This is a genomic window from Cystobacter fuscus (assembly GCF_044360685.1).
GTDB lineage: Bacteria > Myxococcota > Myxococcia > Myxococcales > Myxococcaceae > Cystobacter > Cystobacter fuscus_C.
Genome location: NZ_CP043491.1, coordinates 3,641,193 through 3,667,170 on the forward strand (window position 1 = coordinate 3,641,193; position 25,978 = coordinate 3,667,170).

Annotated in this window: 13 protein-coding genes; 7 read left to right on the forward strand and 6 right to left on the reverse strand. The window is 67.4% G+C overall.

Going from position 1 to position 25,978, the window contains the following annotated elements; translation table 11 throughout:
- Positions 1-207 precede the first annotated feature (207 nt).
- On the forward strand, positions 208-1,305 hold the full coding sequence (locus F0U63_RS14970; RefSeq protein WP_395846583.1) for an alpha/beta hydrolase family protein: 1,098 nt from the start codon (positions 208-210) through the stop codon (positions 1,303-1,305).
- A 32-nt stretch (positions 1,306-1,337) separates the two neighbouring features.
- On the opposite strand, the gene F0U63_RS14975 is transcribed toward F0U63_RS14970, so the two are convergent.
- On the reverse strand, positions 1,338-2,498 hold the full coding sequence (locus F0U63_RS14975; RefSeq protein WP_395846584.1) for a hypothetical protein: 1,161 nt from the start codon (positions 2,496-2,498) through the stop codon (positions 1,338-1,340).
- A 304-nt stretch (positions 2,499-2,802) separates the two neighbouring features.
- Here F0U63_RS14975 and F0U63_RS14980 point away from each other — a divergent pair, with 304 nt between their 5' ends.
- Positions 2,803-4,545, forward strand: a complete 1,743-nt coding sequence (locus F0U63_RS14980; protein ID WP_395846585.1) for an ATP-binding protein — start codon at positions 2,803-2,805, stop codon at positions 4,543-4,545.
- 51 nt (positions 4,546-4,596) lie between these two features.
- On the opposite strand, the gene F0U63_RS14985 is transcribed toward F0U63_RS14980, so the two are convergent.
- The 3 genes from F0U63_RS14985 to F0U63_RS14995 are packed head-to-tail and all read right to left on the reverse strand — an operon-like array spanning position 4,597 to position 8,998.
- A complete protein-coding gene (locus F0U63_RS14985; RefSeq protein WP_395846586.1) occupies positions 4,597-5,907 on the reverse strand; it encodes an McrC family protein in 1,311 nt (436 codons plus the stop codon).
- A complete protein-coding gene (locus F0U63_RS14990) occupies positions 5,904-8,225 on the reverse strand; it encodes an AAA family ATPase (protein ID WP_395846587.1) in 2,322 nt (773 codons plus the stop codon). Before F0U63_RS14990 ends, F0U63_RS14985 begins: the two co-directional genes overlap by 4 nt.
- A 14-nt stretch (positions 8,226-8,239) precedes the next feature.
- Positions 8,240-8,998 (reverse strand): MBL fold metallo-hydrolase, encoded by a 759-nt coding sequence (locus tag F0U63_RS14995; protein ID WP_395846588.1) that lies wholly within the window; start codon positions 8,996-8,998, stop codon positions 8,240-8,242.
- Positions 8,999-9,183: 185 nt separating this feature from the next.
- Between F0U63_RS14995 and F0U63_RS15000 the strand changes: the two genes are divergently transcribed.
- The 4 genes from F0U63_RS15000 to F0U63_RS15015 all read left to right on the forward strand — a co-directional run bounded on the left by F0U63_RS15000 (position 9,184) and on the right by F0U63_RS15015 (position 16,422).
- Entirely contained in the window at positions 9,184-10,053 is an 870-nt protein-coding gene (locus F0U63_RS15000) for a phytanoyl-CoA dioxygenase family protein (protein WP_395846589.1), read from the forward strand.
- Positions 10,054-10,120: 67 nt separating this feature from the next.
- On the forward strand, positions 10,121-12,373 hold the full coding sequence (locus tag F0U63_RS15005) for an ATP-binding protein (RefSeq protein ID WP_395846590.1): 2,253 nt from the start codon (positions 10,121-10,123) through the stop codon (positions 12,371-12,373).
- Between the two features lie 130 nt (positions 12,374-12,503).
- Positions 12,504-13,805 carry a xylosidase gene (locus F0U63_RS15010; protein ID WP_395846591.1) on the forward strand — a complete coding sequence of 434 codons (1,302 nt, stop codon included), beginning with the start codon at positions 12,504-12,506 and terminating at the stop codon, positions 13,803-13,805.
- Between the two features lie 169 nt (positions 13,806-13,974).
- The gene (locus tag F0U63_RS15015; RefSeq protein WP_395846592.1) at positions 13,975-16,422 is read left to right on the forward strand and encodes a S9 family peptidase; all 2,448 of its coding nucleotides are present in this window, start codon (positions 13,975-13,977) and stop codon (positions 16,420-16,422) included.
- A 4-nt stretch (positions 16,423-16,426) separates the two neighbouring features.
- Here the strand turns inward: F0U63_RS15015 and F0U63_RS15020 are convergent, their stop codons facing one another.
- Positions 16,427-17,668, reverse strand: coding sequence for an ATP-binding protein (locus tag F0U63_RS15020; protein WP_395846593.1), 1,242 nt, complete (start codon positions 17,666-17,668; stop codon positions 16,427-16,429).
- Positions 17,669-17,799: 131 nt separating this feature from the next.
- The gene (locus tag F0U63_RS15025) at positions 17,800-19,254 is read right to left on the reverse strand and encodes an OmpA family protein (protein WP_395846594.1); all 1,455 of its coding nucleotides are present in this window, start codon (positions 19,252-19,254) and stop codon (positions 17,800-17,802) included.
- Positions 19,255-19,794: 540 nt separating this feature from the next.
- On the opposite strand from F0U63_RS15025, the gene F0U63_RS15030 reads away from it, so the two are divergent.
- Complete coding sequence (locus tag F0U63_RS15030; protein ID WP_395846595.1) at positions 19,795-25,971, forward strand: choice-of-anchor D domain-containing protein; 6,177 nt, start codon at positions 19,795-19,797, stop codon at positions 25,969-25,971.
- Positions 25,972-25,978 lie beyond the last annotated feature (7 nt).

Here is a 25,978-nt window from a genome sequence, read left to right on the forward strand (position 1 = left end):
GAATCTTTTGAGCGCCGGAGCAGGGGGTCGCATCTCGTGCGCTTCTCCGCGCTCTGCTTGATGATGGGGGCCTTGCTGGGAGTGGGCTGCGATATGCCTCCGCTCCCAGGCTCGCCCGATGGACCGGGGCAGGGGCAGGAGCCTCCTCCCGGAAACGGAGACGGCTCCGGAAACGGTCCCACGCCGGGAGGCTGTGCGAGGCTGCCATTGGCGTCGACTCCAGCGAGCCTGCAGGGATTTGGCTCCCGCGGACCGTATGGGTTCGCCACGCGGAACATCGTCTTCGTGGACAGCTCGCGCCCGACGGCCCCCAACAGGACCTTCCCGGGGGCGCCGCAGCGGACGCTGCCGACGCGCATCTACTACCCCGTGTGTCCTCCGGACACGAATGCCTCGCCGCCTCCCGACGACCGCATTCCCGTGGCGAGCGGAGGGCCTTTCCCGCTGCTGGCGTACGCGCATGGTCTCACCAGTCTCGGGGATACGGCCCGCCACGTGACCGAGCACCTGGCGACGCACGGCTACATCATCGTCGCGCCGCTGTTCCCCCTCACCAACAGGAACGCGCCGGGAGGGCCGACGTTCGAAGATGCCGCCAACCAACCGGAGGATCTGGCCTTCGTGATGCGCCAGGTCGCCCAGCTCACCGGCGCCAACGCGGATCTCGGCGGGGCGGTGGATACGCGGCGCCGGGCGCTGCTCGGCTTCTCCTTGGGTGGCATGACGACGCTCATCGCGGCCTATCACCCCATCCTGGCGCTCGATGGCATCCAGGCCGCGGTGGCCCAGGCACCCGCCATCACGTGCATTCTCGGGCCGGCCTTCTTCGCGCGTCCCCTGCCCACGCTCATCATCTCCGGTACCGCGGACGAGCTCGTTCCCATCTCCGGGCCGGAACGGGTCTTCTCCCTGGCACCGCCTCCGGTGATTCTGGTGGAGCTGTTGGGCGGCACCCATTCTGGCTTCATGAACCGGGAAGCGCCCTTCCTGGAGAACACCGACACCCCGGAGTGCCAGGCGCTGCTGGATTCCGGGGCCACGGGAGGCCCGGATGCCCCGAACAGCCGGTTCGCGGATGACCTCCGGCGCGGCGCCGGTCCGGGTGTGATCGAACCAGCGGGCTGCACGCCCCTGTGCAGCCAACGCTTCACCCAGACCATGGGGGCGACCCGGCAGTTGCTGCTCGTCCGGGCGGCGACACTGGCGCACTTCGAGGCCACGCTGCGCAACCGCTGGGATGCGAAGTGGTTCCTGTCGGAGCAGCTCGAGGAGGAGCCGGACGTGGATGTCTTCGTGAAGAAGTGAGCCGAGCGAGAGAGCCGGTCGGCGCGGGCCGCTCAGTTCTCGCCGACCGTGTTCTCGATGCGGTGCCAGTGCCCGTACCTGGAGACGCTGGCACGCACCGTGCGGCTCTGGGTCCAGGGCGGGTCCATGGGGTGAAGGCTCCACGTCGTCGTGTTGCCGCTCACCTGCCGGGAGGCCGTCCCCGTCACGAGGTTCTCGTGCTCGTCCGTGGACAACGAAAAGCCCTCCTGGGCGGACAGGCGGAGGGTGAAGCCCTTGGGGGCGGGCGGGACGTCCTCGTGTCTGCCGAGCCGACCCGTGTTCCGGACGGAACGGAGCAGGAATTTCCCCTCCACGCGCTGGACCGTGAGGATTTCCTCCGCCAGGAACGACGACGTGGTGGTCTTGTGGAGGGTGAGCACGTCACCGTCCATGCCGATGATCTCGTACTGGTGCAGGTTGCGCAGGTTGTCCCAATACAGCCAGCGCTCACCCACCGCGACGCGCTTGGGGGCCCAGGCCAGCCACAACCCCAGCTCTCCCTCTCGGATGACGCCGTGCAGGAAGTCTTTCGAGTAGATGAAGAGAAGCGCGCCTGGCTGCGGGGCGGGGCGGAGCTGATAGGAGGTGCCGTCCACGGTCACCCGGCTGTTGGGGTGGGCGAAGGCGCTGGTACCTGCCCACATCACGGGAAGGGAGGAGTCCTCCGCGTGATTCCCAGGATTGATGAACCCGCCCTGCTCGGGTGTGGGGGGAGAGAAGGCCTCGAACGAGAGCACGATCCTCTCGCCCTGATGAGAGGTGAAGCGCAGCCGCATCGTTGGTAGGCCATTGTGCTCTCCTTCCTCGTACTGCATGGGCCGGTAGAGCGTCTGCCGGTGGGTCAACACCGCGGCGCGCTCCCGCGCCGTCTCCTCGTCGTTGATGAAGTCGATCTGAACGCCATCGAGCCGCGTGATGATGGCTCGAAGCAGGGGAGGCCGCCCGGTCCGCCGGGTGACCATCACCTCGATGGCATCATAGCCAGGGTGATTGGCGAGCAAGGCGATCACCTGGACGTCGTGGCGATCGAAGGTGATGAGGAAGGGCTGAACGATGCTCTCCGGGAGCATCGGGCCTGGGGGCTGATGGGGCGGAGCGGCTGGCGCATGGGCCCCGACCAGCAGAAAGGTGACCAACGCAACGAAAGCGAATCTGTCTCGATAGGATCGCATGACGGCTTTCCTCCCACTGCCGGCACTCGCCAGTCAGAGGGGGCCAATATGCGGTCCTGCCCCTACATGGTGAAGCAACCCCGCGGATGCAGGGCATGACTGCGCAAGAGACGTTTTCAGGCCCATTCCATCCATCCGCCGCGGCGGGGGGCTCGTGCGCTCCACCCTTCCTCTGCCCGCAATCCCTCCCGGGCGGGGGGTGTTCCCCCTCTCAGAAGGGGCTGTGTCGATGGAGGAGCACATACACGGGGGTCCGGTGGATTCTTCCGGGCAGGACGACGGCTCTGGGGCGGAAGGCGCGCCGATGGAATTCCAGCACGTCCTCCTCCGTAAGAGCCGGCTGGAAGCCCTGCGCCGTACGGCCCTGATGGACTCTCCCGCCGAGGAGGCATTCGACCGGCTGTCGCGGCTGGCGACCCGGGTGCTCGATGCCCCCGTGGGGCTCGTCTCCCTGGTGGATGGGAAGCGCCAGTTCTTCAAGAGCTGCGTGGGCCTGCCCTCTCCCTGGTGCGACCTGCGCCAGACGCCCCTGACCCACTCCTTCTGCATGCACGTGGTGGCCAGCGGAAAGCCCCTCGTCGTCCAGGACGCACGCCAGCACCCCGTGCTTCGCGACAACCTCGCCGTCGATCAGCTCGGGGTGGTGGCCTACCTCGGCATGCCTCTCACCGCGTCCCAGGGAGAGACGCTCGGCACCTTGTGTGTCATCGACACCCGGCCGCGCGTCTGGACGGAGGAGAACTTGTACGTCCTCGAGGAGCTGGCCGTCTCGGTGATGAAGGAGATCGAGCTGCGCGCCGTCCGGGAAATGGAGGCGCGGGCCCAGGAGGCGCGAGAGGCTGGCGCGGAGGCGGAGGCGGCGCGCCAGCGCTTCGCCCTGCTGGCCGAGCTGAGCGCCGTGCTCGCCGAGGGGTTCGATCTCCAGGCCGTGCTCGCCCGGGCCGTGCGGTTGGTCGTCCCCCTGGTGTCGGATGGCTGCTCGGTGGCGTTGCTCGAGGCACAGGGCCGGCTGCGCCGGGTGGCGGTGGCACATGCGGACCCGCGCGAGGAGGCACGGCTGCGCGCTTTGCCCGAGCCGTCCGTGCTGCTCGCACCCAAGCAGGTGGATGCACATCCGGTCGTGGGACATGTCCGCATCTCCGGGCCCGGAGGCGCCTCGCTCCGGTTGCCGTTGACGAGTCACAGCCGGGTGCTCGGCGCCGTGAGCTTCTTCCTGGCACCCGCACACCCGCTGGGGGAGATCGAGGTGTCGCTGGCCGAGGATGTGGCGCGCCGCATGGCGCTGGCGGTGGAGAACGCCCGGCTCTACGAGGAGTCCCGCGAGGCGACGCTGCTGCGGGACAAGTTCCTCTCCATCGCCTCGCACGAGCTGCGCACGCCCCTGACGGCGCTGGGGTTGCAGGCGCGGATGTTGTCGCGCGACGCGAGCCATCTGGATCGGCCGCTCGCGCCGGAGGTGCTCGCGCGCAAGGCTCAGGTCATCACCCGGCAGGTGGAGCGGTTGGGCCATCTGGTGGACGAGCTGCTGGATATCTCCCGGATCGCCCAGGGGCACCTGTCCTTCCCGCTCGAGGACGTGGACCTGGCCGAGCTGGTGCGCGACGTGGCGGCGAGCTTCCGCGAGGAGCTGGTGAACCCGGGCATCCGGCTGGTGCTCTCCGGGGTGGAGGCTCCCATGGTGGGGCGGTGGAACCGGTTGCGGTTGGAGCAGGTGGTCATCAACCTGCTGACTAATGCCATCAAGTATGGGCGGGGCCGGCCCATCGCGCTGGAGCTGAAGGCGGACGAGGCGCACGCCTGGCTCACCGTGCGCGACGAGGGCATCGGCATCGCGCAGGGAGACCAGGAGCGCATCTTCGAGCGCTTCGAGCGCGCCGTCTCCGAGCAGAACTACAGTGGCTTCGGGCTGGGGCTGTGGATCGTCCGGGAGATCGTCCACAGGCTGGGGGGCGCCATCTCCGTGAACAGCACGCCCGGCGTCGGCTCGACCTTCACGGTGGAACTGCCCCGAGGCTCCTCCTGGATGACCGGCCCCCTCCTTCACTGAGGGCCGATCCGCCTGGCCTCAGGCCCACCGCCCGCGCGGGGATGTCTTGCCTCAAACCGCGCCCGGCTCACCCAGTGCCAGCCGGTGTGCGAACGCTTCCCGTTCATGCCTGGTGTCCACTCCTTCCCGGGGGTTCACCAGGTCCGCCAGGGTGGGGAGGTGCACCGGTCTGAGCACCACCGTGGCCTCGCGGTTTCCCTGGACGACATCGTTGATCTCGACGACCTGCTCCCGGGCCTCCGGGGCCAGGGTCGGGTAGAGGATGGCCGCGCTCCCCGTGGAGCCCTGGCTCAGCGCGTAGATGGCGAGCTGGTAGAGCATGTCCCGTGGGAGCTGCGTCTCCCACAGGTCCCGGTATTTGGCATCGAGCAGGGTGAGCACCCGCTGCCCCCGCAGGATGGCGAAGTCGGGTCTTGGCGTGGGCGCCTGACGCCTCCGGGGATTGTGGTTCGCGGCGTAGGCCATCATCCCCACGAGCCGGAACTCGCCGCGCACGGTGTGCTCTCGCAGGTTCTCCTTCAAGAACCGGGACAGGAGCGCCTGGAAGAAGCGGTTCATGTCGAAGAGGAACCCCGGAAGCGCCTCCGCGCGTGGGGACTGCTCCTGGATCGTCCCTCGCGCGTCGAGCAGCACCTGGATGAGGGACAGCGCCGGCCGGTAGGCGGCCGTCATCCGGTCGGTCTCGCGGATGCGCCGCTCCAGGAGTTCTGGATACAGCGCCACCCGCTGAATGCCCGGCAGCAGGGCATCGAGCCGGTGGAGCCGGGTCCTCAGCCCGACGTCGTTCGTGAGTGTCAGGGCCAGCAGGAGCCCGGCACGCAGCACCTGGTTGAGCGGGTGATCCTCCAGCCGGGGGTAGTGGGTGCAGCGCAGCGATGCCCGGCCCGAGCCGGCGTGCCGCATCCACCCGCCCAGGTCGATTCTTCCCCGGGGGCTCGCGAGTTCCTCCTCCCGGCGCACATACCCGCGATGCAGTCCCCGGTGGACGAGTTCCTGGGTCTCCGCTTCGAGCTGGTGGATGAGGAGATCCTGGAACGCCAGCCGGGAGGTCTCCTGCTCGAACCCAGGGAAGAGCTCGAGGTCGCGCAACCCGTAGGCATAGCGCAGCAGCGAGAGGAGCCGCGTGCCCCCCAGCTTGGGGCGGATGATGACGGGCAGGCTCCCGAGCCGGAGGGTTCCGACGTAGGACGTCGCCTCGAGGCGCAGGCCCGTCCTGAGGTCTCGCACCCGGAGCATGCGCTCCCGATCGAGGTACTCGGCCAGCCTGTGCACCTCGGGGTCGTCATCCAGGTGGAGGGGGGCCCCGCGTGAAGCGCCCTCCGGTGGCCAGCTCCGCCATTCCGAGAGCTCGGCGGAGATCATGGCGCGCCGGGCTCCGTGCCCACGTCGTCCTCGTCCTCGGTGAGGGTCTGGGCGCTCGCCTCCGAGGCGATGACGGGTGCCGACGAGCCGATCTCCGGGCTCGGCGCGAGCAGCGCCTGGATCAGGTCCGACTGCCGCTCCGGGTCGAACAGCTCGTGGCACACCCGCTGCTCCTTGCGGCTCACCAGGCTGCTTCCCAGGAGCTTCTCCAGGGCGGCCCAGTCCTCGTAGCAGTACTCCTCCAGCAGGGGAATGAGATCCTCCTGCACCACGCGCGAGAACCGGGAGAAGTCGGCGAGGGGCTCTCCGCGCTCCATGAGGTAGGTATGGCCGATCTGGAGGTTGCGTCCGTCGCGCCCGACGTGCTCGCAGATGCGCGCGTTGAGCGCCTTCAACCAGGGGCCGAGCGGGATGCCCTCCACCATGGCCTTGCCGAGCCGCGTGATGTCCGGCATCAACTCCAGGAAGCCGAACCGGCGCCGCAACGCCGTGTCGAGCAGCGCGATGGAGCGGTCGGCCGTGTTCATCGTGCCCACGAGGTAGACGTTCTCCGGCACCTGGAACGGAGCACCGCTCATCGGCAGGAGGATGGACTTGCCCCGCTTGCTCTTCTCCATCACCGTGAGCAGCTCGCCCATGATGCGCGGGATGTCACCCCGGTTGATCTCATCGATGATGAGGTAGAAGCGCAGGTGGGGCCGGCGCCGTGCATCCAGGCACAGTCGTTTGAAGATGCCATCGCGCAGCACGAAGCGCATCGGCCCACCCGAGCCGTCGTCCCGAGGCCGGTAGCCCTCGAGGAACTCCTCATAGCCATAGGAGGGATGGAAGCAGCACATGCGCACCAGGGGGCCCTCTTCCTCCGTCCCCTTCGTGATGACGTCCTGCTGTTCGGCGTCGAGGTCCGCGAAGGGCGCCCCGAAGGCGGCATGCGCGGACAGCTCCCGCACCGTCTGCTCGGCGAGGTAGGTCTTCCCCGTGCCCGGTGGACCATAGAGGATGACCTGTCCCTTGCGCTCCAGCACGGCCTGGATGCGTCCGTGAAGGCCAGCGAGGTGAGGGGTGGGGTGGCCGCCCTGGACGCCGCCGGGCACGGGCCTGGGCCTCGGGTGGGGCGCTGGCGCCGAGGTTCTCAGCAGGTGCCGCTCGATGGCGACGATGCTCTCGGACGACTCCACCTCGCGAAGCAGTGTCTGGGCGTCGGCGCCCATGCCCTCGGGGAGCTGAAACGCGCCCAGGGACAGCCACTGGACGGGATGGCGGTGAGGGAAGTCCGACGAGGAGACATGGGAATAGCCCCCTTCGACGCGTCCCACGCCCAGCACCTGCTCACCCCGGGTGGCGAGGACGAAGTCTCCCTCGAGCACCTTCACCACGAAGGAGAAGAGCTGCTTGGACACCGTGCCCTGCCGTGGTGCCAGTCCTCCGTGGCTCCCCAGGAGGACGCCCAGGCGTTTCAAGCCTTCCCGATCGGGCGTCGTCTCCGAGAGATCTCCCAGCGCCCGTCCTTCCACCGCGAGGCAGTTGCCCTCGCGCATCAGCGGCCAGTGCGCGGTGGGCCCGCCGCCGTCCAACGTGCCCAGGCACCAGTAGCGATGCGGGCTGCCATGGCGCAGCTTGAGCAACCGGGTCGTGGTGTTCATGGGCAGGCCGAGCTCCCTTGCCAGGGTGACGAAACGACCCGCGCACACGTACCGTCCCTCGCCTCCAGGCGGAATCTGGAGGAGCTTCATCAGGTGGAAGCGCTGGTAGCTGGCGTTGTGGTAGTCGTCGAGCTTGTCGGGAAACAGCAGGCTCCAATACTTGTGGCTCCAGGACAGGTCGCACAGCTCGGGCGCCGCGGCCTCGAGCTGTTCCTGGAGCCGGAGGTAATCCGAGTCGCTCCCATTCGAGGGAAGCGGTTCGAGCAGCCTGATACCCAGCAGGAGTTGCTCGCGGTGGCGCTGCGCGAGCCGCACCGCCTCGGACTGGGACAGCTCCCGCTGGTTGGTGGGGCTGCCCGTCATCCAGGCCCCGGTCTCCTTGCGCCGATAGATGCCGAACTTGAGCGCGCTGCCTCCGGCGATGCTGCCGAAGATGGCCGGGAACTCCTCGTCGTCCTTGAACTCGAGCCAGTACACCAGCCCGTCGCGCCGGCCATGATCGTGCATCAACGACAGCAGCTCGTCCCCATCGAGCTGAAGCAGCCGCTCCGGGCCGAAGCGCTCCCGGAAGAGCGCGTAGAAGCCCTCGAGCTGGGCCCGCGAATGAAGCCTGCCCTCGTCATCGAGCTTGCGCCGGAGCTCCTCCAGCGCCTGACCGAGCCTTTCATCGAGCACGAAGGGTCTCCTTGTTATTCGTACCAGTTGCGCACGCGCACCTCGACGCCCACGTCCGTGCCGACGAGCCGGGTGAACTCGTTCAGGTCACTGCCGCGCGAGTGATAGGGATAGACGACCTTCGGCTTGAACTCGCGCACCGCGTCCGCCGCCTGGGCGACCGTCATGGTGTAGGGCAGGTTCATCGGGACGAAGGCGACGTCGATGTCGCGCAGCTGCCTCATCTCGGGGGTGTCTTCCGTGTCGCCCGCGATGTAGACGCGCTCGCCACCCACGGTCAGCACATAGCCATTGCCCCGGCCCTTCTCGTGGTACTTCAGGCGGTCCGGCGTGAGGTTGTACATGGGGATCGCCTCGACGGCGATGTCCGCCACCGTCAGGGTCGCTCCATTGGCGAGCACCTGCGTGGCACCGCGCAGGCTCTCGGGCAGCGCGTCACGTACCGCCTGGGGCGCGACGAGCACCGTCCCGGCCTTCGCGATCGCCGTCAGCGTGTCGGCGCTCAGGTGATCGGCGTGGATGTCCGTCACGAAGACGATGTCGGGCGCGGGCAGGCCCTCGAAGGGCGCGGCGCCGCCGACCGGGTCCACGTAGATCGTCTTCCCCGCCCAGCTCATGAGGAAGGTCGCGTGATTGACCGGGTGGATGATCAGGTCGCCCCGTGACGTGGGGAAGGCATCTCCCGAGAGGGCTGGCGCGGGAGGAGCGGGCGGCTCCTCCGGGGGAGAGGACGTGCATGCCGGGAGGGACAGCGAGAGCCACAGGGTCGACAAGGCAAGCAACCGAGCATTGAGCATGGCCCCGCTGTAACGGCTCGTCCGCCTCGCGGCAAGCGTGGCGGAGCCTCGATGTTCGCCGGGCTCGCCTGGTGTGCGAGCGACCTCGGAGACCTGGATGCGCGAGCGGGGTTGTAGTGGATATGCGACACGACGCACGGCAAACGCAGGCGGCCATGGGGATGGAAAGCACCCCCGTGGATGATCTTTCGGGCACCCCTCCGCGGGCCTTTGCCCAACCGAAGTACGACCCCGCGTCCATTCTGGGCGGCCTCTATGGGGATGGCATCATCGCCCTCAAGGGCGCGTTCGAGCGGAGCTGGGTGCAGCAGGTGGGCGAGGACATCGAGCAGCTGTTCCAGGAGGCCATCCAGCGGCCGGATGGCGCGCTCGGGCGAGGCCCCAATCGCTACTACGTCGAGATCCATCCGGAGCGGCTGCGCGGCTTCGTCGACCTCGTCACCCACCCCTGGGTGGTGGCGGTGTGCGAGGCGGTGCTTGGCCCGGAGTACAAGATCGTGGAGCTGGGCTTCGACATTCCCTTCCCTGGCGCCCAGAACCAGCCCTGGCATCGCGACTTCCCCTCCCCGGAGGCGACGGTGAAGGGGCGGCGCTTGAACTCGCTGGCGTTCAACCTCACCACCGTGGATGTCACCGAGGACATGGGCCCCTTCGAGATCGCGCCCGGCACGCAGTGGGACGACTCCCCGGAGTTCGACAAGGGGATGTTCCCGCCCCGCTCGTTCTATCCCCGCTATCTCGAGCGCGCCCAGCGCCGCATGCCGAAGATGGGCGACATCTCGGCGCGCTCCGCCCTCACCATTCATCGCGGCACGGCCAACCACTCGGACAAGTCCCGGCCGACCCTCGTCCTTGGTGTGGACGCGCCGGATGGCCGCAATGCGGAGCGGCATGATCTCCAGCTCAGCCGGAACTTTGTCGAGACATTGCCGGAGCTGGTGCGCCAGCACCTCATCTACCGCGTGGTGGGCGACCTGGAGCCCATCGTGCAGGCCCACACCATCGAGGGACTGGTGAAGGCGGACGCCTGAGAAGTGAGCAGGGGCTGACGTTTGCATGGCCCGTGACGTTTCGTTACGGTGCCTGGGAGCGTCCCCCTTGCCCCTTGCTCTCCCCCAATCCCTCCCGCTGCGCTGGCACCTCGTCCGGCTCGTGAGCGGGACGCTTCTGCCCGCGGTCGCCTTCGCCGCGGTCGTGGCCTTCCAACTGGCGCGTCTGGAGCGCGGGGCCGTCGAGCGGCGCGCGGTGAACTCGGCCCGCGCGCTCGCGGAGTCCTTCGAACGGGAGATGTCCGGTTCCATCCAGGCGCTCCAGGCCCTGGCCGAGTCCGACCGGCTGGATCGCGGAGAGCTGGAGTCCTTCCAGGTGGAGTGCGAGCGGGTAAGCCGCACGCAGCCCTCGTGGAGGCACGTGTTGCTGCTCTCGCCAGAAGGGCAGCCGCTGGTGAACACCGCCTATGCGTTTGGCACCGCGCTCCCGGCGCTCGCCGAGCGGGAGAGCTTCGCGCGTGTCCTCGAGACACGCCAACCCCTCGTGGGCAGTCTCGTGGTGGGCCGGGGCGCCAGGAAGCAGCTCGCCTTTCCCGTCCGGGTGCCGGTGTTGCGCGAGGGCGTCCTGCGCTACGTGCTCTCGGCCGTCATCACGCCGCAGTCGCTCGCTGGTGTCGTCGACAGCCCGTCGTCCGACAGCGGGGAATGGACGCGCGTGCTGGTGGATGAAGCGGGAACGGTGGTGGCCCGCACCCGGGAGCCCGAGCGCTTCGTGGGGCGGACGGCGACGCCCCCTTTTCTCGAGAAGACCCGGGCCGTGTTCGAAGGCATGTACGCCGACGTGTCGATGGACGGCGAGTCGGTCTATGTGGCGTTCAGCCATTCGAGCCCCTCGGGGTGGACCGCGGCGATCGTCAGTCCCAGGCGTCTGCTGGACGCGCCCGTGTGGGACTCGATGCTCGCCGTGGGGGGCCTGGGGCTCGTGTTCCTGCTGGTGAGCGCGGGCGGCGCCTGGGTCTTCTCCCGGCGGCTCGAGCGCTCCATCTCCGAGGCCTCCGCCGCCGCGGCCGCGCTCGCCGAGGGCCACCCTCGCCACGTGGATCCCTCCAGCGTGCGGGAGCTCGCGCGGCTCGGTGAGGCCCTGGAGCGCTCCAGGCAGTTGCTGCACGAGCGGGAGCGCGAACGGGACGCGCACCTCGCCAACGCCGAGGCGGCACGGGCCGAGGCCGTCGCGGCGGCGCGGGCGAAGGACGAGTTCCTCGCCATGCTCGGACACGAGCTGCGCAATCCCCTCGCGCCCATCGTGAGCTCGCTGGAGCTGCTGCGCAGGCGGGGGCTCGCGCGCACACCCGAGCACGAGGTCATCTCGCGGCAACTCCGGCACGTCGTCCGGCTCGTGGATGATCTGCTCGACGTGGCGAGGATCACCCGCGGACAGCTGTCGCTGCGCCGCGAACCGCTCGAGCTCGCGTCCGTGGTCACCCGGGCCGTGGAGGCGGCCTCGCCCCTGATCGAGCAGCGGCGGCACGCGCTGGAGGTCCACGTGCCTTCCTCGGGGCTGCTCGTCCTGGCGGACGCCGATCGACTGACGCAGGTGGTGGCCAACCTCCTCACCAACGCGGCCCGCTACACGCCGTCCGGAGGGCACATCCGGCTGTGGGCCCACGATCACGAGGGGGGCATCGCGCTCGGCGTCGAGGACGATGGACAGGGAATCCCACCGGAGCTGCGCTCGCGAATCTTCGAGCCGTTCGTGCAGGGGCCCCGCTCGCTCGATCGCAGCGAGGGAGGACTGGGCATCGGTCTGGCGCTCGTGCGCAGCCTCGTCGAGGCGCATGGAGGGCATGTCGAGCTTCACAGTGAGGGGCCCGGCCGGGGCAGCACCTTCACGCTCTGGCTGCCGAGACACGTCCAGGCGGAGCTTCCGGTCCTCGAGGTCGTGCGGAATGCGTCTGTTTCCCATACAGCCGCGCCCGAGCACGCCATGCGTGTCCTCGTCGTCGACGACAATGTCGATGCCGCCGAGGCACTGGCCGAGTTGCTGGGCCTGAGCGGATACGAAGTGGCCGTGGCGCACGATTGGGCGGGAGCGCTGAGCCGGGTCGAGGACTTCCGGCCGGAGATGGCGCTCCTCGATATCGGCTTGCCCGAAGTGGATGGGTACGGGGTCGCCGAGCGCATCCGGGAACGGTTGGGGCAGGCGAGCCCCGTCTTCGCCGCGCTCACGGGGTTCGGCCAGGAGACGGACCGTGCACGCAGTGCCGCGGCGGGCTTCCGCCGGCACTTCGTGAAACCCATCGACATCGACGAACTGACGGCGTTCATCGAGTCGCTGCGACCGGCGCGAAGCGGGGCCGCGTAAGGATTCCCTGTCGCGAGGGGCTGGCTGCCCTCCATCCTGGCGCGCGGGGTATGCTTCCGGTTGGAACCTTCATGGAATGCGACTGGAGGCGGACCCGGTTTCCGCTGCCGTCACCTCTGCCCTGGACACGATGCCGCCCGAAAACTTCGAGCAGAAGTCCCCCCCGCAGCCCGCTGACTCCCGGTTGCCCGCTTCCCCTCCGAAGCACAATGCGCTCGCGTCGGCCCTGGCCGCGCCCTTCGACCTGGATGCCGCTGGTGTGGGCGCGATGCTCCGCACGCTCCTGGCGTGGCCGGCCCAGGTTCCCGAGACGCTCCTGGCCGACAACATGCCGGACCCGTTCGCCTTGCGGCTGAAGGCCACGAGCCCGGGGGGCGCGCGGACGCAGGGGCTGTGGCTCATCGCGACGTCGAACAACCTGCCCCATGCCTTTCCGCTCTACCGGTGGGACGAGGCGCGGGCGCGCTTCGAGGTGGCCGAGAAGGATGGGCGCCCGCTGTGCGTGTTTCCCGAGGGTCATCTGCCCGCGTGGTGGAACGGGGGCGAGCCGGTGCCGACCGAGCCGGACCTGCCCGCGGATCTCCTGTTCGCGCGCTGGGCGCCGGAGATCTTCGAGCTCGGAGAGTGGCTGGTGCTCCTCTACACCGCGCGTGACCGGAAGGGCGTGCTGCGCAGTGCCTACGCCACCAGCCGCTGCATCGAGGGCCCCTGGACGGACCACGGGCCGCTGGACGTCAATCCTCGCGTGAAGGAGCTCGTCCCCGACTACCCGGGGGACGACCTGGAACTGGGCACCATCGACGGGACCCTGGTGCGGTTCGAGGACGAGAGCGGACGCAAGCGCCAGGCGCTGGTGGTCAAGGTGGATGGCAATGCCCTGCGCTGGGTGGATCCGGCCACCGGGCAGAAGCGCGTCGCGCCGACCCCGTTGGTCGCGCGCGAGTTCACCTTCGGGGCGGATGGAGCGCTCCGCTTCGTCGGCACGCCCCATGTCATCCTCACGGATGGGCCCCAGCACGGCGGACTCGTCGAGGGGCAGTTCTTCGTCCGGGAGAACGGGCAGCTCTACGTCATCTACAGCGCGGGCTTCTTCGGCAATCACGAGTACCGCACGTACGTGGGCAAGATCGATGACGTCCTGCACGGCGAGGTCCGTGACGAGCGGCTGTTGATGGACAGCCAGAGCCCGGCGTTGGGCGGCGCGTGGAACGGACCGGGACACCCCTCGTTGGAGAAGCTGGGCGACGGTCTGTACGCGCTCTATCTCCACGCGTGGCGCAACGGGACCGATTACGTCGCCCACGGCGAGGCGCGAAAGGTGCTGCGCTTCCACCTGTCCTTCCGTGACGAGCACGGCCAGGCGTGTGAGCCGTTCGTCGTCGAGGATCGCCAGGGCTCGCGCGGCGCGCCGCGGACGGTCGAGGCGGCCTGACGCGCCCGGCCGGCCGCTCGCCGGGCGGCATCGCCGGAATGCTCCGGGCTCGTCGAAGGGGGGCGGGAGAAATTTCATGAAAAAGGGAGACCGCGAGGCCAGAATTCGCGGGCCGCTCACCCGTTGAGCCCGCTCCCGGGGCAGGCCAACACCTCCCTCCTCCCTTCTGATGATCCCGACCTCGCTCCTCGCCGCGCTCCTGTCCGCCACCGCCACCGCTCCGCCCCCGGCGCTCGAGAGTGGCTACCACACGCCACCCGCGCCGATCGCGCGGATCCTCGCGGCGCCTCCCACGCCGATGGTGCGCGTGAGTCCGGATCACCAGACGATGGCGCTCCTGGGCCGCGAGAACCTGCCGAGCATCGCCAACGTGTCGAAGCCGATCCTGCGGTTGGGCGGCTACCGCATCGATCCGGCCACCAACGGACCGGCGGAGGTGCGCGTGCAGTGGCTCGACTCGCTGTCCTTTCAGGACGTGGCGAGCGGGAAGGTGACACCGGTGCGCCTGCCGGCCGGCACGCGTTTCTTCGCGCCGGACTGGTCTCCGGACGGCAAGCGGCTCGCGCTCATCGTCCAGCAGCCGGATGGACTGGTGCTGTGGGTGGCGGAGCGGGATGGCACGGCGCGGCCCCTGGTGACGGGGCTGAACGCCGCCTTCGACGCGCCCTATGACTGGACACCGGACAGCCGCGCCCTGATCGTGCGGCGGGTGAGGGCGGATCGAGGCGCGCCACCGGTCGCCTCCGGCACGCCCACCGGCCCGATCGTGGAGGAGAGCATCGGCCGGGTGACGGCCGCGCGTACCTATCAGGACCTGCTCCAGAACGCGGCGGACGAGGCGCTGTTCGACCATTACTTCACCGGCCAGCTCGAGCGTGTTCCCCTCGATGGCTCGGCGCCGCGGGCGATCGGCGCGCCGGGGCTGATCACCCGCTTCTCCGTGTCGCCGGACGGCCGCTATCTGCTCACCGAAACGCTGAAGCGGCCCTATTCCTATCTGCTGCCCGCTCCCTTGTTCCCCACGGTGATCTCGGTGTCGACCCTGGACGGACAGCCGGTGAAGACGATCGCCGACCGGCCGCTGGCGGATGATCTGCCGGTCGACTTCGATGCAACCGTCAAGGGCCCGCGCGAGGTGGAGTGGCGCTCCGATGCTCCAGCGACGCTGCTCTGGGCCGAGGCCCAGGATGGCGGCGATCCCAAGGCGAACGTGCCCTTCCATGATCGCCTGTGGATGCAGGCGGCCCCGTTCGACGCGGAGCCGGTGAAGCTCGCGGACCTCCAGAACCGGTTCGCGATGATCCTCTGGGGCCGCGGCGACCATGCGCTGGTGATCGATCGCAAGTGGAAGACGCGCACCGAGCGGCGCTCGGCGGTGGATCCCTCCAAGCCCGGTACGGCGCGGCTGATCGCGGAGCGCAACTACCAGGACCAGTATGGAGATCCCGGGAAGCCGCTGCTGGAGGACAACGCCGCGGGCAAGCCGGTGATGCGCTACACGCCCGATGGGCGCGCCCTCTTCGTGTCGGGCGAGGGCGCGACCCGCGAGGGCGCCTTTCCCTTCCTCGATCGGCAGGAGCTCGCGGACGGCAAGGCGACGCGGCTGTGGGTCGCCAAGGCCCCCTACTATGAGAGCGTGGTGGCGCTGCTCGACGAGGGCGGCAGCCGCATCCTGACCCGGCGCGAGAGCGCGAAGGAGACGCCGAACTACTTCATCCGCACGGTGAAGACCGGCAAGGCCAAGGCGGTCACCGCCTTCACGGATCCGGCGCCCATCTTCGCGGGCGTCACCCAGAAGACCATCACCTATGCCCGGGCCGATGGACTGCCCTTGTCGGGCACGCTCTACCTGCCGGCCGGTTACGAGCCGAAGCGGGACGGGCCGCTGCCGACGCTGCTGTGGGCCTATCCGGCCGAGTACACGGATCCCAAGGTCGCCGGGCAGACGGTGGATCAAGGCAACCGTTTCACCCGCCCGCGCGGCGGCAGCCACCTGTTCATGCTGACCCAGGGCTACGCGGTGCTGGACGGTCCCGCCATGCCGATCGTCGGTCCGAATGGGACCGAGCCCAACGACACCTATGTCGAGCAACTGAAGGCGGACGCCGAGGCCGCGGTCGACGCGGTGGTGAAGCTGGGCGTGGCGGATCGCCACCGCCTGGCGGTGGGCGGTCACAGCTATGGCGCCTTCATGACGGCCAACCTGCTCGCCCATACCGATCTGTTCCGCGCGGGCATCGCGCGCTCGGGCGCGTACAACCGGACGCTCACCCCGTTCGGCTTCCAGTCGGAGCAGCGCACCTACTGGCAGGCGACGGACATCTACACGAAGATGAGCCCGTTCACCTTCGCCCATCAAATCAACGAGCCCCTGCTGCTGATCCATGGTGGGGCGGACGACAACCAGGGCACCTTCCCGGTCCAGTCCGAGCGCTTCTACGCCGCGCTCAAGGGCAATGGCGCGACCGTGCGCTACGTCGTGTTGCCGAACGAGCCGCATGGCTACCGCGCCATGGAGTCGATCGGGCACACGCTCTGGGAGATGGCCCACTGGCTCGACCGCTATGTGAAGAACGCGCCCGCGCCCGTGGCCGGTGGAAGGCCGGAGGAGCGGTAGGCGCTCATTCCTCGAGGAGCGGCAGCTCCAGGACGAAGAGGGCTCCCTTGCCGAGCTCCGACTGCACCTTCAGCGTGCCGCCGTGTGCCTCGGCGATGCTGCGCACGAGGTACAGCCCCAGGCCGAGCCCCTTGGAGCCCGGTCCCTTGGAGAAGCGCTCGAAGATCCGGGGCATCATCTCCGGGGCAATGCCGGGCCCTTGATCCTTCACCGAGACGAGGGCCCACGCTCCGTCCTCGCGCTGTTGGCGGTTGACGTCGATGTTCACGGGAATGCCGGCCGGGGAGTACTTCTGCGCATTGGCCACCAGGTTCTCGAGCGCCTGGCGGAGGCGGGCTGGATCCGCTTGCGCCACCAGCTCCTGCATGCCGGTGAGCTGGACCTCCTTGCCGGGTGTGCTGGCCACCCGGGCCACCTCCTCGGCGAGCGCCACCAGATCCACCGGGTATTGCTCCAGGCTGAAGAGTCCCTGCTCCAGCCTCCCCACGTCCAGGAGGTCCGAGATCAACCGGCTGAGCGCCTTGAGTGATTGCTCGGCGGCTTCGACATCTCGCAGGTAGGGCACGGCCTTTTCCCGGGCCGCGCGCCGGTGGATCAGCTCGAGGCGGATCCGCATGGGCGTCAGGTGATTGCCCATGTCGTGCGCCAGGACGGTGATGAGCTCCTCGGCGGCGGTGCGGCGTCCCTGCTCCAGGGCCGCCTGGGTCAGTGCTTCGCCGAGCTCGACCCGGTGGGTCACGAAGCCCACCCACCGGGCCGTCGTTGCGAGGAAGCGCACATCGTCCGCGCTGAAGAAGTCCGGCGTGCAGGACTGCACGTCGAGCACTCCCCTGGGCTTGCCGCCCACCTCGATGCGGACTCCGATGTGGGAGCGGACATGGAGCCCTTGTTTGATTCCCACCAGCTCGCCGGGATCCTCCTCCTGGCGGGGGTGATGCCACGTCTTGCCCGTCTGGAAGACCTCCACGGTCCGCCCTCCATTGGCGACGGGAAGACGGTCCAGGCCCAAGGCCTTCTGTTTCCTGCTCAGTGGGCTGTCACTCGTCCCCACGGCGATGAGGCTGGTGGTGGACGGCTCGAAGAGGAACACGTCGACCTTGTCCGCGTGGGTGAGTTCGATGACGCATTGGGCGACCCGATTCATCGCCGACGCCACATCCGTGGGCGTGATTTCCAGCAACTCCTCGAGCGCCTGGAGCATCCGGTCTCGCTGCTCGGGTGTACCTTCCTTCTTCTCGGAGTCCATGGCCTCACGATGGCCACGGCGTCGAATGCTGCACGATGGACCCAGGATGAAGGCAGGACGGCCGAGGCCCGCTCCCTCCCATACAGGGCCTGCTGCCTGGCAACCGCGCGACGCGCGCGCTGGGCTGCGGCTCAGGGCGGGGTGGTGGACGCCGTCAGCGTATTGACGACGATGACATCGACCCGCCGGTTGAGCTGGTGCTCCTCCTCGGTGGCGGGCTTGGGGCTCACCGGCCAGTCCGTGCCGAAGGGGCGGATCTTCACCTGCTCGGGGGGAACGCCCTGGTAGATGAGGTAGCGCCGCACGGCTTGTGCGCGTTGCACCGACACGGTCATGTCCGACCAGTCGGAGGCCTCGCTGTCCGAGTGCGCCTCGACGTAGATGACCCCTGCCTTGACCTTGTCGAAGAATTGCTGGGCGGCCTTGTCGAGCAGGGGGACCACGGGGGGGATGCTCGCGCTGCCCTGCGCGAAGCGCAGCTCGCCCCGGAACAGGATCTTGTCGTAGGGGCCGGGCTGATAGGGCCGGGGTCCCTGTTGCGCCTGCTCGGGGTTTTCCTGCCGGGCAAGCGCATTGAGCTGCCAGGTGCTGGTCGGCTGGACCGGCTTCTCCTCGAAGACGGCCGACGGCTGGGCCATGGAGAGCTGGAACTCCTGGTCATCCTTCTCGTTGATGAAGGAGATCTTGGGGGGCGGCTCGCTGCGGAAGGCGACGCCCGCGAGGACGCGGAAGAGCGGTGTTCCGAGCGCGCCCCCGATGCCAGGGCCTCCCATGACGAAGGCATCGAACCCCGCGAGCAGCGGAAAACGGACGCCGCCGAGCAGATCCACGGAGACCTGGGAGCCCAGGGTCGCCCTCAAGGTCAGCTCCCCGCGCTGGCTCTTGCCCAGGGTGGACACGGTGGCGCCCAGGTGCGCCTCGGCGCTGATGCCGTAGTCGGCGGCCCCCTCGGGGGTGGCCAGCGGGATGGCGGGGCGGAAGAGGACACCCGCTTCGAGCGAGGGTTGGATCCAGCCCACCGTCGTCCCCAGGGTCATCCGGGCCTGGAAGCGGGTTCCCGCGTCACCCGACAGCGCCTTCTGGCTGCCGAAGGGCAGGCCCACGGACAGATCCGCGGCGAGGTCCACGGGCTTGCGTTGCTGCCGGGACAGGAGGCCGAGGCGTGCCTGGATCACGGGGGCGCTCAGCCCCTGGGCCGTCAGCGGGGCCAGGCCCACCAGCCGGGCATCATCCCCCTTCTGCCAGAGCACGATGGGCACCTGGGCGCCCAGCTCGAGCCACGGCAACACCCCGTAGCTGGCGGACAGCACGGTGGTGACCCGGTTCTGCACGAGGGCCAGGTCCCTCTTGCCGTCGTTGAGGATCAATGGAAGGCGCTGGTAGTGGTTGAGCAGGTTCACGCTCAGCCCACCGGGGACCATCAGCTCGCCGTTGCCCATCAGCACCGAGCCGCGGCCCATGTTCGTCTCCAGCCGCTCCAGCTCGAAACCCGGCAGCGTATCGTCGGAGGATTGCGCCCAGGCTTGTGCGCACGCCAGCAGGGACACGGCCATTGCGGCCCGGGTGGTGGATGAAGGTAAGCTCATGTTCAGGTAGAATCCTACCGCGTTCTCTGTAGGGAGAGACAAGTGCTCCGACTCAAGATGCTGGTCCTGCTGTGCCTGGGAGTAGTGATCTCCTGTGGGCCGACCGAGCAGCCACGGGAAGCCCTGGCGCCGAAGGCCGCACCCCAGCAGCGGGCCGCGGTGGTGTCCTCCACCCTTGCTCCCACCACCAAAACCGTGACCTTGACCTGGGAGGGAGGAGGCCCGACGGGTACAACAGGCACCTGCCTGACGACCGCTGCCTCCTGCGGTAATTCCAGTTCATACGTATGTCCGGCCTCCAGGGATTCTGAGCACTGGAAGAAGGACATTCCCAACAGTGCCGTTCCCGCGGGTTTTCAAGTCACGAAAGTTACCGCGCAGGTGTTTGGGGCCAGCGTGTATACGATAGGCTCTAGCAGTTCGGGAACAGTAAACGTGGCGCTCAACACCTTTCCGCTGGGTGGTTTCAACAGTACGTCTCGCACCTGCACCGCCTCGAGTGCTGCGTGCGATAAGGATACTAGCAGTCAGGGCAAAACGTTGAGCAAGGCGGTCGCGGCCTCCGATGGGTATGTCTGGAAAGAGCAGGGAAACCAGCTCATCTTCAGCGCGAATACCGACACTTACTGCATTGCCAAGGCGGTGCTCACGTTCGAGGTCTTGGAACGGAGTATCGCCGTCAATCCCACCTCCCTGGAGTTTGGAAAGCAGCAGGAATACACGTACCGAGACCGGATCGTGAAGCTCACCAACCCTGGGGACGCGACGCTCACCGTCTCCAATCTGGCAATCACTGGAACTGGAAAGGACGCTTACTCTTTCATCGATCCGGTCGACCCGGGCACGAGCTTCACCGTCTCTGCGGGGGGCTCCAAGGACATCAAGATCCGGTTTTTTCCCGAGGTGCGTGAGGCATTCCCGGCCACGCTCGAGATCACCAGCAATGCCGCGACGGCCATGACCCCGGTTCCTCTGTCTGGTGAAGGAGTGGAGTTCGCCACGGCGCTGAGTCCCGCCTCGCTCGATTTCGGTGAGCAACTCGTTGGGAATGTGGCCACGATGGATGTGAAGGTCACCAATGTGGGTTCATCGCAAATCACTCTTTCCAGCTTCTCCGTAACGGGTTCAGGGTTCTCGCTGGCTACCACGCCCAGCACGTCCATCCCGCTGGAGCCACGTGCCGAACAGACGTTGACGGTGAAGTTCGAGCCCACCTCGGCGACGAGTGCCCCGGTCTCCGGAACACTACAGTACAGCATCGTCGGAGACGGTACCCATACGAGTGATCAAGTTTCCCTCCTGGGCAGGGGAGTCCAACCCGAACTCTCCTTCAGTCCTGGCAATCCGCTCGCCTTTGGGGACCAGCGGGTGAGCGTCCCCACCACCAGGACGCTGCGAGTGACCAACACGGGCTCGGGCCCCATCACCCTCAACACCTTCACGGTGTCCGGCGGCAATGGCGCCTTCTCGCTCGTCACGCCGCCCGCGAGCCCCGTCCCCCTGTCGGCCAACGGCGGCTTCCAGGACTTCACGGTGAGATTCCTGCCCACGGTCGAGGGGGCTGTCACTGGAGGAAAGCTTACCTTCGCCACCTCGGACAAGACGAGATACACCAGCGTGGACGTGTCGCTCACGGGTAATGGCGTCAAGCCCACGCTCTCCTTCAATCCTGGCAATCCGCTTGCCTTTGGAGACCAGCGGGTGAGCGTGGCCGCCACCAAGACGCTCCGGGTGACCAACACGGGCTCCAGCGCCATCACCCTCAACACCTTCGTGGTGTCCGGCAGTAACACCTTCTCGCTTGTCACGCCGCCCGCGAGCCCCGTCCCCCTGGCGGCCAATGGCGGCTACAAGGACTTCACGGTGCAGTTCCTGCCCACGAACGAGACCGCTGTCTCCGGAAAGCTCACCTTCACCACCTCGGACAGCACGGACTACGCCAGCGTGGAGGTGTCCCTCACGGGCAAGGGCGTCAAGCCCCTGCTCTCGGTCAATTCGGGAGGTCCGCTCGCCTTTGGCGACCAGCGGGTGAGCGTCGCCACCACCAAGACGTTCCGGGTGACCAATAGCGGTTCGGGTCCCATCACCCTCAACACCTTCGTGGTGACTGAGGGCGATGATTCCTTCTCGCTCGTCACGCCGCCCACCTCGCCCGTGGTCCTGAATGCCAGTGGCGGCTACAAGGACTTCACGGTGAGGTTCCTGCCCACGACCGAGACCGCCGTCTCCGGAAAGCTCACCTTCACCACCTCGGACAGCACGGACTACGCCAGCGTGGAGGTGGCCCTCACGGGCAAGGGCGTCAAGCCCACGCTCGCCTTCGACCCCGGCAATGCGATTCCCTTCGGTGACCAGCGGGTGAGCGTGGCCACCACCCGGACACTCCGGGTGACCAACACGGGCTCCAGCGCCATCACCCTCAACACCTTCGTGGTGTCCGGCAGTAGCACCTTCTCGCTCGTCTCCGCGCCCACCGCCGCCGTTCCCCTGGCGGCCAATGGTGGCTACAAGGAGTTCACGGTGAGGTTCCTGCCCACGACCGAGACGGCCGTCTCCGGAAAGCTCACCTTCACCACCTCGGACAACACGGACTACGCCAGCGTGGAGGTGGCCCTCACAGGCAGGGGAATCAAGCCCACGCTCTCCTTCGATCCAGGAAGCACGCTTGCTTTTGGCGATCAGCGCGTGGATGCCGCCGCCACCAAGACACTCCGGGTGACCAACACGGGCTCGGCCCCCATCACCCTCAACACCTTCGTGGTGTCCAGCGGCAGTAGTTTCTTCTCTCTCGTCTCGCCGCCCGTGAGCGCTGTCACCCTGGATGCCAATGGCGGCTTCACGGAGTTCATGGTGCAGTTCGTGCCCACGACCGAGACGGCCGTCTCCGGAAAGCTCACCTTCACCACCTCGGACAGCACGGACTACGCCAGCGTGGACGTGACCCTGACGGGCAAGGGAGTCAGGCCCGCCATCCAGGTGTCACCGGAGGCGCTCGACTTCCAGGAGCAGCGCGTGGGCGCCGCCACCAGCAAGACTCTTCGGGTGACCAATAACGGCTCCGGCTCCATCACCCTCAACACCTTCGTGGTGTCCGGAGGTGATGGCACCTTCTCCCTCGTCTCGCCGCCCACGGCCGCCGTCGCCCTGGCGGCCCGCGGCGGCTTCAAGGACTTCACGGTGAAGTTCCTGCCCACGAGCGAGGCGGATGTTACTGGCACTCTCACCTTCACGACCTCGGACCCAGGCACCCCCAACATCCCGGTGTCGCTGGTGGGCAAGGGCGTCAATCCCATCCTCCAGGTGAGTACCACCAGCATTGCCTTCGATCCCCAGGATGTGGGAGTCGCCAGTGCGACGCCCAAGAAGGTGGTGTTGACCAACACGGGCAGCGGCACGCTTCACATCACGAGCATCAGGACCACGGGCCCCTTCTCCGTCACACCGGCCCCCTCGGTGGATGTGGCGGGAGAGCCCAAGGAATTGCTGGTGACCTTCACCCCGACTGTCCTCGGAGACAACCAGGGCACCCTCCAATTCAACACCGGAGATCCCAATCCCGATAAGGCCACGGTGAACCTCCCGCTCTCGGGCACGGGCGTGCGGACCCTCTCCGTGTCTCTGCCTTCGCTCGACTTCGGCCCCATCGAGAAGGGCAAGTACAAGGATCTGCCGCTGGTCTTCACCAACAACAGCACCTCGCCCATCCTTCTGCAGCCGTTGGCGTTCCCGCCTTCCTCGCCCTTCTCCTGCATCTCGCACTCCTCCCCGGTCGAACTCAAGCCGGGCTCCGCGAGTGTCACCATGGTGGTGCGGTTCGCCCCTCGGTCCAGGGGGGACTTCAGCGAGGTGGTCACCGTGGCGAGCAATGCCACCAACTCCCTCGAGCTGAACGTCTCGGGCAAGGGCACCGCGCCCATCATCAAGTTCGTCCTGCCCACCACGGAACAATTCGTTCTCGACTTCTCCAACGTGAACTTGAACGACCTCAAGCCATTGACCGTGAGGATCGAGAACACGGGAGACGCCAGGCTCACGCTGAGCACGAATGCCATCACCACGGACACCACCACCACCGCGTTCACCGTCAGTGCTCCGACCAAGTACGAACTCGAGCCCGCGGGCCCTGGTGTGGAGCCGATCGAGGTCACGGTCTCGTTCCGACCCACGTCGAGCGGACGCCTCTATTCCAAATTGAAGGTGGTCTCGAATGCCGTGACCAGTCCGGCCGAATTGACCTTGAGCGGCACGGGCGTCGCGCCGGAAATACAGGTGGCGGACACCCCGATCGACTTCGGCTCGCAGAAGGTGTTGACCGAGAGCAGCTCGCGGCCACTGGTCATCAGCAATCCGGGCATGGCGGAGCTGCGGATCAACGGGATCTCCGTGGACCCGAACTTCATCGTCACGCCTTCGAACGTCCCCTGGATCATTTCGGGGGGGGAGTCGAAAACGGTCCAGTTGTCTTTCAATCCGAAGGCTTCCGGGCCGCTGAGTGGTTTTCTTTCCATCTTCAGCAACGCCTCCAACAAGGCCTCTCCCGTGAAGGTGGCGGTGTCCGGACTGGGGGTGGATGGCTTTCCCGAGTGCCAGGGGGGCTGCAACATCACCTTCCCCAACTTGAGTGCTGGCTCGGCGCACACCGAGTCGCTCAGCATCGCGAACACCATCAAACTCGTGCAGAACAGGGACAGCACCATCGGCCTGGTCCTCAGGTCCTATGAGATCACGGTTCCCTCGGGAGAGAATCCGTTCTCGCTCTCGGGCTTCACGCCGAACACGCCGTTGACACCGGGAGAGATCAAGACCTTCTCCGTCAAATTCATGCCCACCATGCGGGGCACCTATAAGGGGACACTCACCTTCGAGACGGACTCCTCGACCACCCCCCGGCTCAATGTCACGCTGGAAGGAACGGCCGCGGGTCCTCAGGTCCAGGTCGCGTCGATGGTCGACTTCGGCAAGGTCAATATGGAGACCTCTCGCGACATGTCCCTGTCCGTCACGAACATGGGTGAATTGCCCCTCAAGATCCAGCGGATCGATTTCGCGGGCAAGCTCCCTAACGGAGGAGGGGCGGCCGATGACATGGCGTTGGACTACTCCTCGAGCCTGGCGGCGGAAGGCATCACGGTGTCCGCGAATGGGGGCACGGGTATCATCCCCTTGAAGTTCGCTCCCCGGGCGGTGGGATTGCGCGAGGCGCGAGCCATCATCATCTCGAATACCAATCCCGTGTCGGTGGACCTGCGAGGAGAGGGGACCTCGCAGAGCCTCGTCCCGGAAAGGCTCGAGGTGCCCATCAATGGCGTCCTGGTGGGAACCGCCTCTCCGGAAGAGACGATCCGGATCTTCAACGAGGGAAATGCGCCGGTCGATATCGAGAGCATCCGTCTGTCCGAGCCGGAGATGAAGGCTGTCTTCAACATCTATCCGACCCTCGAGCCGACGGAGCCGCACATGACGATCGCGGCGGGGGGATCGCTGTCCCTCTACGTGTCGTTCAAGCCGACAGAGCAGCTCCCAGTCGCCTTGACCTGGTTGGAGGTGAAGCCGGTGGGCACGCGCTTGCAGAAGGCCATTGTGCGACTGAGTGGCAATGGAATCCTTCATCCGGTCACGGCGCCCTCCATGATGGCGTTTGGCAAACAGCTGCTCAACGAGAAGGCGGTTCACGATCTGACCCTCACCAATCTCTCCAATACGCGCGTCAACGTGAGGGATGTGCTGATCTCGGGGGAGGGGTGCTCGCAGTTCACCGTGGACCCGCTGCGAGAGTCCATCCCCGCGTGGGACCCCGTCACCAAGCAGGGTGGAACGGCCAACCTGAAGGTCAACTTCCAGCCCCGCAGCACGGGGACGACCGTCACCTGTCAGATGACCATCTCCTTCATCGAGTTCTTCAAGAATCCGGTGACGGTGACCCTGTCGGGCGAGGGGATACCCGCGGTGCTGTCCATCGAACCCATGGCCCTGGATTTTGGCGGGGTTCGTGCGGGAGACACGCGCAAGGGCCAGCTCCTCTTCAAGAACCTGGGCAGTGATCCCATCACCCTGGAGGAGCCCGAGGTGATCTACTCCGTGGGAACACCCTTCGAACTCGACCCGAACCCGCTGGGGGGCCTCTCCATCAAGCCGGGCGAGTCCAAGGTGGTGACGGTCTCCTACCAGCCCAAGACGGGGGTGGATCTCTCGTCGGAGACCACCCTGGGGTTCAAGACCCCCGCGATGCCGCAGACGATCGATGTCTCCCTGAAGGGCAAGGCCACGCAGCGCATCCTGAGCGTGGACCCGGGCCTGGTGGACTTCGAGCAGGTGGATGTCGATTCGAATGCCGCCGCCAGGGCGAGCAGGACCGTCACCGTCAGGAACATCTCTTCTCAGAACCAACTGGTCGTCGTGACCGTGAGCAACCCCGAGGGACCCTTCCGGGTGGTGACGGATGGCCTGAGCAGTGGCATTCCCGCGCAGGGGAGCGCCACCTTCACGGTGACGTTCTCGCCGGGAGAAGCGGGTGAAATCCAGGACGAGATCCTGCTCCGGTTGCAGGACGCGACCGAGCCCGAGGTGCGGCTGCCCGTGAAGGGAGCGGGGCGTACCCTGGTAGGACGCGGGGCGAGAGAGGGTTGTTCCTCCAGTGGCGGCGGGCTGGGAGGCACGGGCCTGTTCGCGATGCTGGCGCTCGTGGGTCTGCATGCCCTGCGGCGCAGGCGCGTGTAGGTGGAGG

What these genes read in the sequence shown, in the direction of transcription:
- F0U63_RS14975 (WP_395846584.1), bottom strand. Translation starts at nt 2,498, where the DNA reads ATGCGATCCTATCGAGACAGATTCGCTTTCGTTGCGTTGGTCACCTTT.
- F0U63_RS14980 (WP_395846585.1), top strand. Translation starts at nt 2,803, where the DNA reads ATGGAATTCCAGCACGTCCTCCTCCGTAAGAGCCGGCTGGAAGCCCTG.
- F0U63_RS14985 (WP_395846586.1), bottom strand. Translation starts at nt 5,907, where the DNA reads ATGATCTCCGCCGAGCTCTCGGAATGGCGGAGCTGGCCACCGGAGGGC.
- F0U63_RS15000 (WP_395846589.1), top strand. Translation starts at nt 9,184, where the DNA reads ATGGAAAGCACCCCCGTGGATGATCTTTCGGGCACCCCTCCGCGGGCC.
- F0U63_RS15010 (WP_395846591.1), top strand. Translation starts at nt 12,504, where the DNA reads ATGCCGCCCGAAAACTTCGAGCAGAAGTCCCCCCCGCAGCCCGCTGAC.
- F0U63_RS15015 (WP_395846592.1), top strand. Translation starts at nt 13,975, where the DNA reads ATGATCCCGACCTCGCTCCTCGCCGCGCTCCTGTCCGCCACCGCCACC.
- F0U63_RS15020 (WP_395846593.1), bottom strand. Translation starts at nt 17,668, where the DNA reads ATGGACTCCGAGAAGAAGGAAGGTACACCCGAGCAGCGAGACCGGATG.
- F0U63_RS15025 (WP_395846594.1), bottom strand. Translation starts at nt 19,254, where the DNA reads ATGAGCTTACCTTCATCCACCACCCGGGCCGCAATGGCCGTGTCCCTG.